We start from the raw sequence: 10,005 nt of genomic DNA on the forward strand, positions 1-10,005 counted from the left end.
GCCGTCCGGAAATGCTTTCAAACAATATTCCCGACGATGGGCACTGTTTTTCGCCGCTCAGCCTTCCTATAGAGACCTCATGAAGAGAATTTTCGGGTGGATGCCCGGCATCGCGAGCGCCATGGTCCAAGGGCCATGGGGCGGTAAAAGCGACGGGCCGGAGGGCAATGACGGACCGGGCAAGGGCGGCGGGGGGAACGATGGCCCGCGCAACCCGTGGACCCAGCCAGGCAAATCGGGCGGGCAGAAAGGCCCCTCCGCGATCGAGGAACTGCTGCGCCGCAGCCGCGAGAGCTTTGGTTCGGGCGGTGGCGGCGGGCTGGGCGGACTGCCGCCCCGCGCCAATGGGAAGGCGTTGTGGCCGCTCGCCATCGGTATCCTCATTCTGTTGTGGCTGGCGCTTACATGTTTTCACCGCGTGGGCCCGCAGGAACGCGGCGTCGTCACGCTGCTCGGCAAATATAGCCGCACGCTTTCGCCCGGTATCAGCCTGACGCTGCCCGCACCGTTCGAGAATGTGACGACGGTGGATGTCGAGGAAATCCGCACCATCGACATCGGATCGACCAGCGCCGAAAGCGAAAACCTCGTCCTGACGGGCGATCAGAACATCATCGACCTGGCTTATTCGGTCCGCTGGAACATCCGTAATCCCGAACTCTATCTGTTCCAGCTTTCCGATCCCGACGCGAGCGTCCGCGAAGTCGCCGAAAGCGCCATGCGCTCGGTCGTCGCCAGCGTCAGCCTGGACGACGCGCTGGGCGCGGGCCGCACCGAGATCGAACAGCAGGTCGAATTGCGGATGCAGGAAATCCTCGACGGCTACAGGTCCGGCATCCGCGTGCAGGGCGTCGCGATCAAGCAGGCCGATCCGCCCACCGCAGTCAATGACGCGTTCAAGGCGGTCTCCGCCGCGCAGCAAACCGCGCAGACCTACCTCAACGAAGCACGCGCCGCCGCCCAGCAGGTGACGGCCAAGGCGCAGGGCGAGGCCGCCGCGTTCGACAAGGTGTTCGAGCAATACCGGCTCGCCCCGGACGTCACGCGCCGCCGCATGTATTATGAAACCATGGAGAGCGTTCTGTCCAACGTCGACAAGACGATCGTCGAAAGCGGCAACGTCACCCCCTATCTGCCGCTGCCCGAACTCAAGCGCCGGGCGCAGGCCGCCACCGCCGCGCCAGGCAACGCCGCGCAGGCCGAGGGGGATCAGTGATGCCCGCATTCCAACGCCATCCGATCGCCATCGCGCTCATCGCCATCGCGTTGCTGCTCCTGCTTGGCAGCACCATCGCCATCGTGCCGGAAACCAAGCAGGGCGTGGTCGTGCGCTTCGGCGATCCCAAGGCGATCATCAACCGCTATCGTCCGAACGAAACCTTCGGGAAAACCGGCGCGGGCGTCATCATGCGCTGGCCGTTCATCGACCAGATCGTGTGGATCGACAAGCGCGTCCTGTCGGTCGAGATGGAGCGGCAGCAGGTGCTGTCGACCGACCAGCTTCGCTTGCAGGTGGACGCCTTTGCCCGTTACCGCATCGTCGATCCGCTTCGCATGTATATCGCGGCGGGAAGCGAGGAACGCGTGTCCGACGCGCTGCGGCCCATACTCGGCTCGGCGCTTCGCAACGAACTGGGCAAGCGGCCTTTCGCGGCGCTGCTCAGCCCCGAGCGCGGCCAGGTGATGCAGAATATCGAAGCGGGCCTCGACCGCGTCGCGCGGCAATATGGCGCGGAAATCGTCGATGTCCGCATCAAGCGCGCCGACCTGCCCGACGGCACGCCGCTGGAAAGCGCCTTTACCCGGATGCGGACCGCGCGCGAGCAGGAAGCGCTCACCATCCGCGCGCAGGGCGCCAAACAGGCCCAGATCATCCGGGCCGAAGCAGACGCGAACGCCGCCCGCATCTATGCCGAAAGTTTTGGCAAGGACCCGCAATTCTACGATTTCTATCGGGCGATGCAGTCCTATCGCTATACCTTCGCGACCGACAAGCCGGGGCAGACCAATATGGTCCTGTCCCGCGACAATGAATTCCTCCGGCAATTCCAGGGGCGATGAGGTCATTACGGAACCAGAGTCATTCAATATGGGTTAAGGCAGGGCGGCGCATCCAGGACTCTCCTAGAGTCCCGCCCTTCCATTCCCGAAGATCATGAGAGGACCGTCACGAGTGCGTTACGCTTATGCCATTACCGGCGCCCTGCTGCTTGGCGGCACCGCCATCGCCGTCACCTCAAGCCCCAATGTCGGCGCGCAGACCGCGCAAAATGAAGGAATGCAGGCCGCCGCGCCCGCAGGAGCGCCCGCCAGTCTGGCCGACATGGTGGAAAAACTTCAACCCGCCGTCGTCAACATTTCGACCAAGCAGCGCGTACAGGTACAGAACCCCTTCGCCGGCACGCCCTTTGGCGACCTGTTCGGCTTTGGCCAGGGTGGAGGCGGAGGCGGCCAGCCACAGACCCGTCAGGCGCAATCGCTCGGCTCCGGCTTCATCATCTCGCCGGACGGCTATATCGTCACCAACAACCATGTGGTGTCCGCGGGCGCGGAAGGCGCGAGCGTCGATTCGATCACGGTGACGCTCACCAACCGCGAGGAATATCCCGCCAAGCTGGTCGGCCGCGATCCGGCGACCGACATCGCCGTGCTGAAGATCGACGCGAAGAAGCCCATGCCCTTCGTCAAGTTCGGCGACAGCACCCGCGCCCGCGTGGGCGACTGGGTGGTGGCCATCGGCAATCCCTTCGCCCTTTCGGGCACGGTGACGGCGGGCATTATTTCCGCCCTGCATCGCGGCACCGGCGGCACCTATGACAAGTTCATCCAGACCGACGCGTCCATCAACCAGGGCAATAGCGGCGGCCCGATGTTCGACATGGCCGGCAACGTGATCGGCATCAACAGCCAGATCCTGTCGCCTTCGGGCGGCAATGTCGGCATCGGCTTCGCCATTCCATCGGAGCAGGCGGCGCCCATCGTCGAAACGCTTCGCAAGGGGCAGATCGTCAAGCGCGGCTATCTGGGCATCCAAATCACGCCGCTGGGCGAGGACATGGCCGATTCCCTGGGGCTGGCGAAGAACCGTGGCGAATTCGTCCAGAGCGTCGAGCCGGGCAAGGGCGCGGACAAAGCAGGGATCAAGGCGGGCGATGTGATCGTCAGCGTCGCCGGGCAGGAAGTGACCCCGGACCAGAATCTGTCGTCCATCGTCGCGAATCAGGCGATCGGGGCGCGCGTGCCCATCGTCATCATCCGCAACGGCCAGCGGCAGAATGTCACCGCCATCGTCGGCGAACGCCCGCCCGAAGATCAGCTCAACAACTTCGCGCAGCAGCAGGATGACGATGCGCTTGGCCAGCAGGACAATGGATCGGATAACGGGCAGGCCGCACAGAAGTCGCTCGGCATTTCCGCCATTCCGTTGACCTCCAGCATCATCCGGCAGCTGGGCATCGCGGCCGATACGCGCGGCATCGTCATCACGGCGGTCGACGCTTCCACCGATGCGGGGGCGAAGGGCCTGCGTCGCGGCGACGTCATCATCAGCGCGAACAACCGCCCCGTCGTCAGCCAGTCCGATCTGGATGCGGCAGTGAAGCAGGTGTCGTCGCAGGGCCGCAGCGCGATCCTGTTGCAGGTGCTGCGTCGCGGACAACCGCCGATCTTCCTGCCCGTGCGGCTTCGCGACAAATAAGGCTGGGCAGGACAGCGGATCATGATGGGCCGCGCCTGCCGGATCAGTTCCCCTTCCCATAAACGGGGAGCGGGCTGAACCGGCAAGCGCGGCCCAATGTTTTTTCGAGGGAGCGTGGGTCAATGAGCGACGGCATTTTCATCGGTTTGGGCGCGCCGGAAAAGGATGGCGGCCTGCCCCAATATCTGAACCTGCGGCGCGCCAACCGCCATGGCCTGATCGCTGGCGCGACCGGCACCGGCAAGACGGTGACGCTGCAAGGGATCGCCGAAAGCTTTTCCGCGCTGGGCGTGCCGGTGTTCCTGTCCGATGTGAAAGGCGACCTGTCGGGCATAGCCATGGCGGGATCGCCGACGGCGAAAAATGCCGACAAGCTGGTCGAGCGGGCCAAGGAAATCGGCATCGAAAATTACAGCTATGCCGACAATCCCGCGATCTTCTGGGATCTTTACGGTGAGCAGGGCCATCCGATCCGCACCACCGTCAGCGAAATGGGCCCGCTGCTGCTGGCGCGCCTGATGGGCCTGAACGAAACGCAGGAAGGCGTGCTGTCCATCGCCTTCAAATATGCCGATGAGGAAGGGTTGCTGCTGCTCGACCTTGCCGATTTGCAATCCATGCTGGCCTATTGCGCGGACAATGCGGACAGCCTGTCGTCGCGCTATGGCAATGTGACCAAGGCCAGCGTGGGCGCGATCCAGCGCCAGCTCCTTCAGCTCGAAAGCCAGGGCGGCGCGCATTTCTTCGGGGAACCGGCGCTCGACATCCATGACTTCCTGAAGATCGACGACAAGGGCCGCGGCTATATCAACATCCTGGCTGCCGACAAGCTGATGCAGAGCCCCAAGCTCTACGCCACATTTCTGCTGTGGCTGCTTTCCGAACTGTTCGAAACGCTGCCGGAGGTGGGCGACCCGGACAAGCCGGTGCTGGTATTCTTCTTCGACGAGGCGCATCTGCTGTTCGACGATGTGCCGCCCGCGCTGGAGGACAAGATCGAACAGGTGGTTCGCCTCATCCGATCCAAGGGCGTGGGCGTCTATTTCGTCACCCAGAACCCGATCGACATTCCCGAAGCCGTGGCGGGCCAGCTTGGCAATCGCGTGCAGCACGCCCTGCGCGCCTTTACGCCCCGCGACCAGAAAGCGATCAAGGCGGCGGCGGATACATTCCGCATCAACCCCGACCTTAAGGTCGAAACCGCCATCACCGAACTCAAGGTCGGCGAAGCGCTGGTTTCCCTGCTTCAGGAAGACGGATCGCCCAGCATCGTGCAACGCACGCTGATCGCCCCGCCCCGGTCGCGGCTTGGCCCCGTGGATGCCAAGGAACGCGCGATCATCCAGTCGATTTCGCCGTGCACGGGCAAATATGACGCCGCCGTCAATCGGGAGTCGGCGCAGGAAATCCTCGCCGCGCGCGGGCAAGCCGCCGCTGCGTCTGCCGAAGCGGCCAAGGCGAAGGCGGAAGCCGACAAGGCCGCCGCCGCTCAGGCCAAGGTCGAAGCCAAGCAGCGCGAGCAGGAGTTGAAGGAACAGGCCCGGCGGGATGCGGCGGCCCAGCGGGAAGCGGCCAAGCCATCGGCCCTCGACAAGGCGGTCCAGTCCGCCACGCGCTCCGCTGCTTCCTCGGTCGGGCGCCAGGTGGCCAATGAGCTTGGCCGCGCCGTCTTTGGCGGGTCGAGCCGTAGCTCTGGCGGGATTGCAGGCAAGCTGGTGCGGGGCATATTGGGGGGGCTGTTCAAATAGCCGCGTATGACCGCTTTTCCCGCGCCGATGATGACGGTATCATAGCAGTCCAGACAGGGAGGACGGCATGACCTTGGCAGCGCGGCGGACAGTTTTCACGATGACGGCTCTCGCCCTTGGCCTGACGGCCGGGACGGCGGCCCTCGCCCAAAGCCACGGCGATCTGCATCGCGCCGTCGGCGCCGCGATCCTGAGCGACATCGCCAGCGACCGGCAGGCCGAGCGCGACGCCAAGCGGCAACCCTATGTTTCGCCCGGCTCCGGCTATGGCTCCATCGCGACGGCCCACGGCGCGCGTGACGCCTGCGCGCAAAAGGCGCTCGCACAGGCGGGAGCGGGCGCGAAGATCATCGGCACGCCCAGCGCGAACAGCATGGCGACCGGCTGGGAAGTGGAAGGCATGGTGGCTCCCGCGACCGATTCATCTGTCCCGTTCGTCTGCTCGGTGCGTAACGGTTCGGTGACGGGCATCCTGCTGCGCCGCGACGAATAGGATCGCCCGGCCTTCCCCTTGCAGGTTCCGGCCCGCAAGGCCGCAGAGGAATCGGGGTTTCCGTGACCGCCAAAGCGCGGGCATGGAAGCAGCAAGAATTACTGCTTCCCTTTCCTTGCCATATGGTTGCCGTTTGCAACCCGGCGCGGCTAAGGAAAGCGCATGACGTCCCCTCACGCGCCGCGGCATCCGCTTCACTATTCCGATTTCCGCGCATATCTGGCGGGCCGTTTCGCAGCGGTGCTTGCCCAATATGGCATGATGATCGTGCTGGGATGGCAAGCCTATAACGTCGCCCGCGAGACGATGAGCACATCGGGCGCGGCGGCCCAGCTTGGCCTGATCGGCCTCGCGCAGTTCGTGCCGCTCTTCTTTCTGACGCCGGTGACGGGGTGGGTCGCCGATCATTTCGACCGGCGCATCATTACGCGCGTAACGCTGACGCTGCTGACATTATCCTCTGGCCTGCTCGCCTTCGCGACATGGGAAGGCTGGATCAGCCTGCCGCTGATCTTCTGCATCGCGGCCATCGTCGGCATCGCCCGCGCCTTCAACGGGCCGGCCTATAGCGCGCTCGCGCCCAATCTGGTGCCGCGCGAAGTGCTGCCCAACGCCATCGCCATTTCCAGCGTCGTGTGGCAGACGGGCATGATCGCCGGGCCCGCATTGGGCGGCTATGCCTACGCAGCCGAGCCATGGGGCGCCTATGCGCTGGCGTCGGCCTTGTTCGCCATGGCGCTGATCTGCATGATGCTGATCGGGCCGGTGCCGCAGCCGCCGCGCGACACCAGCCGCCATCCGATCCGCCAGATGATCGACGGCTTCGCCTATGTCCGCACCAACCGGCTGGTGCTGGCCGCGATCACGCTGGATCTGTTCGCGGTGCTGCTGGCGGGCGCGACCGCATTGCTGCCCATCTATGCCCGCGACATATTGCATGTGGGATCGACCGGCCTTGGACACCTGGCGGCTTCCCCCGGCATTGGCGCAGGCGTCACCGCGCTCTATTTCTCATTCCGGCCGATGAAGAAAGAAGTGGGCCTCAAGATGCTGGGGGCCGTGGTCCTTTTCGGCCTTGCCACCATCACCTTCGGCTGCACCGCTTTCCTGCCCCGGAGCATCGCGATGGAAGTGGGGATCGCATCCCTGATCGCACTGGGCAGCGTCGATATGGTGTCGGTCTATGTCCGGCAATCGCTGATCCAGCTTCACACGCCCGACGCCATGCGGGGCCGGGTGTCGAGCCTGTCGCAACTCACCATCTCCGCCTCCAATGAACTGGGCGAGGCGGAGTCCGGTTTCCTCGCCGCGCTGGTCGGCCCGATTGCGGCCGTGATCGGCGGAGGAATCGGCGCTATTGTCATCACCCTTGTCTGGGCGCGCCTGTTTCCCGAATTGCGCCTTGCACGCACCTTCGACCCACCCGACATAAGGGAGGCGGACATCAGCCAGGAGAAGTCCTCATGAAAGCTGCCAATATTCTCGAAACCATCGGCAACACGCCGCATATCCGCATCAACAAGCTGTTTGGCGACGCGGAAGTATGGATCAAGTCCGAACGCTCCAACCCCGGCGGGTCGATCAAGGATCGCATCGCCCTCGCGATGATCGAGGCGGCGGAGGCTTCGGGCGAACTCAAGCCCGGCGGCACGATCATCGAACCGACCTCCGGCAATACCGGCGTCGGTCTGGCCATGGTCGCCGCGGTCAAGGGCTATAAGCTGATCCTGGTCATGCCCGAAAGCATGTCGATCGAGCGGCGGCGCCTGATGCTGGCCTATGGCGCGCGTTTCGACCTGACGCCGCGCGAAAAGGGCATGAAGGGCGCCATCGAGCGCGCGCTGGAACTGATCGACCAGACGCCGGGGTCATGGATGCCGCAGCAGTTCGAGAATCCCGCCAATATCGACGTGCATGCCCGCACCACCGCGCAGGAGATCGCCCATGATTTCGCCGATGCGCCCATCGATGCGCTGATCACGGGCGTGGGCACGGGCGGCCATATCACCGGGGCCGCCGAGGTGCTCAAGAAACTGTGGCCGAACCTGAAAGTCTATGCGGTGGAACCCACGCTTTCCCCTGTCATCAGCGGCGGACAGCCCGGACCCCACTCTATTCAGGGAATTGGCGCGGGGTTCATTCCGGCCAATCTCCATACGCAGTTGCTGGACGGCGTGATTCAGGTCGATCCCGCCGATGCGAAGGACTATGCCCGGCGCGCGGCAAGCGAAGAAGGATTGTTGGTTGGCATCTCATCCGGCGCGACACTGGCGGCCATCGCCCAGAAGATCAGGGAACTGCCCGCCGGGAGCCGCGTTCTGGGCTTCAACTATGACACTGGCGAACGCTATTTGTCCGTTCCCGATTTCCTGCCGGAATAAGGGCAAGCCGGAAGCGGCATGACGGACGCTCTCCCTCGGAGGGAGCCGCATCCGCTGGTGTGGCTCGTCTGGCTTGCGCTGTTCGTCGGGCTGCCGATGGCCATCGCGAGCTGGGAAGCGCGGGAACGCCCCTTGACGGCTCCGCGCTTCACCGCTGCCGATGCGGAGCGCACGATCCGCCCACCCAGCCCGCCCCCACCCGTCGAACCGGTGGAAGTTTACGACATCGATCGCGATCAGGCGCGGACGCTCAACGCTTCCGTGCCCTTTTCGCATGGCCCCAATCCGGCGGCGCGGCCCTTTCAGTTCACCGGGTCTGCGGACGATCTGGCCCGCGCGACCGACTGCCTCGCCGCCGCCCAGCTTTATGAGGCGGGCGACGATGCGGTGGGCGAACGGGCGGTCGCGCAAGTCGTGCTCAATCGCGTGCGGCATCCCGCTTTTCCCAAGACGGTGTGCGGTGTCGTCTTTCAGGGGCAGGAACGAGCGACGGGATGCCAGTTCACCTTCACCTGCGACGGCGCACTGGCCCGCTCGCCGGGCCAAGCGGCCTGGGAACGGGCACGCGCCATCGCGCAACAGGCGTTGGCGGGCAAAGTGTTCAAGCCGGTCGGCTACGCCACCCATTATCACACCGACTGGGTGGTGCCTTACTGGAGCGGCACGCTGGACAAGGTGACGGCGGTGGGGACGCATCTGTTCTTCCGCTGGCGCGGCTGGTGGGGGACGCCGCCCGCCTTTCGGAAAGCGCAGGAGACAAACGAGCCGGTCATCAGCCGGATCGCCCGCCTGTCTCCAGCGCATCAGGGGCTGCCCGGCCTGATGCCTGGCCTGACGCCGTCGATGCTGGTGGGCGGCACAGCGGCCGAGCTGGCGGGGAAGCCGCAACAGCCGGTGGAGGGTAATGCCATCGCCGGGGCGCGGCTGGTGGTAGCCGTTCCGGGCGGCAAGAGCTTTCTGGTCGAGCTGGCGAGGGAGAGCATGGCGGACAACTGGCCCGTCATGGCGCGCACTTTCTGCGCGGGCCGGCGGGAGTGCCGCATCATGGGCTGGCGTGTGGGGAGCGCACCCACCAGCGTGCCCTTGTCGGGCGAACAGATGGAGAGCATGACCTTCGCCTATATCCACAATGCGGCGACGGGATTGCAGCGGTCCTTGTGGAACTGCGCCCAGTTTCCGCGCGCTAACAGCAATGAATGCATGCGCCAGCGCGAGCCGGTCATCGCAGAGGGGCCGAACGCGGTGGCGGATGCTCCGAAACCCGCCCCTCCCGCCCTGCTGGGCGTTCGGCGGAAGGAGCGCTTTGAAACGGTGAAGATCGCGCCACCAACCTTGCCGGTCGCCGCGGCACCGGCGGCGAAGCCATAAAGGCAGCGATGCGATTTGCGGCGAGGCGGGTAGAAGCGATCCCTCCTCCCCCTTCACAAACCGGGACGTATATCCTATATGCCTTTCTGAAATCCGGTCGATCCGCCGCTTTTGCGGAGTTTGACTGGCCCACGATCCCACCGGGGTCCGAAACCGGGTAGCGCGCGGTTTTCGGCGGAATTGGGTGAGTTCGGCGGGTGCACAAGACGCTGACAGTGCGGATCGGACAGTCCCGGCCCGCACTTTTTTGCGTGGCGAATCGAGTCGAATCCGGCCCGAAAATCGTCCCGTCAGGCTGAGTTTTCGCTGCGATGCGAA

The 10,005-nt window shown here is 64.9% G+C and carries 8 protein-coding genes; all 8 read left to right on the plus strand.

What is annotated here, in order from left to right:
* Window positions 1–79 precede the first annotated feature (79 nt).
* A complete protein-coding gene (hflK, locus tag ATN00_RS18150) occupies window positions 80–1,216 on the plus strand; it encodes an FtsH protease activity modulator HflK (RefSeq protein WP_197413620.1) in 1,137 nt (378 codons plus the stop codon).
* Window positions 1,216–2,061: a protease modulator HflC gene (hflC, locus tag ATN00_RS18155; protein WP_062067322.1), complete on the plus strand. Its 846-nt coding sequence runs from the start codon at window positions 1,216–1,218 to the stop codon at window positions 2,059–2,061. Before hflK ends, hflC begins: the two co-directional genes overlap by 1 nt.
* A gap of 112 nt (window positions 2,062–2,173) precedes the next feature.
* Window positions 2,174–3,697, plus strand: coding sequence for a Do family serine endopeptidase (locus ATN00_RS18160; RefSeq protein ID WP_062067325.1), 1,524 nt, complete (start codon window positions 2,174–2,176; stop codon window positions 3,695–3,697).
* 122 nt (window positions 3,698–3,819) lie between these two features.
* The gene (locus ATN00_RS18165; RefSeq protein ID WP_062067328.1) at window positions 3,820–5,445 is read left to right on the plus strand and encodes a helicase HerA-like domain-containing protein; all 1,626 of its coding nucleotides are present in this window, start codon (window positions 3,820–3,822) and stop codon (window positions 5,443–5,445) included.
* Between the two features lie 67 nt (window positions 5,446–5,512).
* The gene (locus ATN00_RS18170; RefSeq protein ID WP_062067331.1) at window positions 5,513–5,938 is read left to right on the plus strand and encodes a hypothetical protein; all 426 of its coding nucleotides are present in this window, start codon (window positions 5,513–5,515) and stop codon (window positions 5,936–5,938) included.
* A gap of 162 nt (window positions 5,939–6,100) precedes the next feature.
* Window positions 6,101–7,405, plus strand: a complete 1,305-nt coding sequence (locus ATN00_RS18175; RefSeq protein ID WP_062067334.1) for an MFS transporter — start codon at window positions 6,101–6,103, stop codon at window positions 7,403–7,405.
* Window positions 7,402–8,319, plus strand: a complete 918-nt coding sequence (cysK, locus tag ATN00_RS18180; protein ID WP_062067344.1) for a cysteine synthase A — start codon at window positions 7,402–7,404, stop codon at window positions 8,317–8,319. The genes ATN00_RS18175 and cysK overlap by 4 nt, the downstream gene beginning before the upstream one ends.
* A gap of 18 nt (window positions 8,320–8,337) precedes the next feature.
* Window positions 8,338–9,687, plus strand: a complete 1,350-nt coding sequence (locus tag ATN00_RS18185) for a cell wall hydrolase (protein ID WP_062067347.1) — start codon at window positions 8,338–8,340, stop codon at window positions 9,685–9,687.
* The last annotated feature ends 318 nt before the right edge of the window (window positions 9,688–10,005 follow it).

This window comes from Sphingobium baderi (assembly GCF_001456115.1).
Taxonomy (GTDB): Bacteria; Pseudomonadota; Alphaproteobacteria; order Sphingomonadales; family Sphingomonadaceae; genus Sphingobium; species Sphingobium baderi_A.

What these genes read in the sequence shown, in the direction of transcription:
- hflK (WP_197413620.1), top strand. Translation starts at nt 80, where the DNA reads ATGAAGAGAATTTTCGGGTGGATGCCCGGCATCGCGAGCGCCATGGTC.
- hflC (WP_062067322.1), top strand. Translation starts at nt 1,216, where the DNA reads ATGCCCGCATTCCAACGCCATCCGATCGCCATCGCGCTCATCGCCATC.
- ATN00_RS18165 (WP_062067328.1), top strand. Translation starts at nt 3,820, where the DNA reads ATGAGCGACGGCATTTTCATCGGTTTGGGCGCGCCGGAAAAGGATGGC.
- ATN00_RS18170 (WP_062067331.1), top strand. Translation starts at nt 5,513, where the DNA reads ATGACCTTGGCAGCGCGGCGGACAGTTTTCACGATGACGGCTCTCGCC.
- ATN00_RS18175 (WP_062067334.1), top strand. Translation starts at nt 6,101, where the DNA reads ATGACGTCCCCTCACGCGCCGCGGCATCCGCTTCACTATTCCGATTTC.
- cysK (WP_062067344.1), top strand. Translation starts at nt 7,402, where the DNA reads ATGAAAGCTGCCAATATTCTCGAAACCATCGGCAACACGCCGCATATC.
- ATN00_RS18185 (WP_062067347.1), top strand. Translation starts at nt 8,338, where the DNA reads ATGACGGACGCTCTCCCTCGGAGGGAGCCGCATCCGCTGGTGTGGCTC.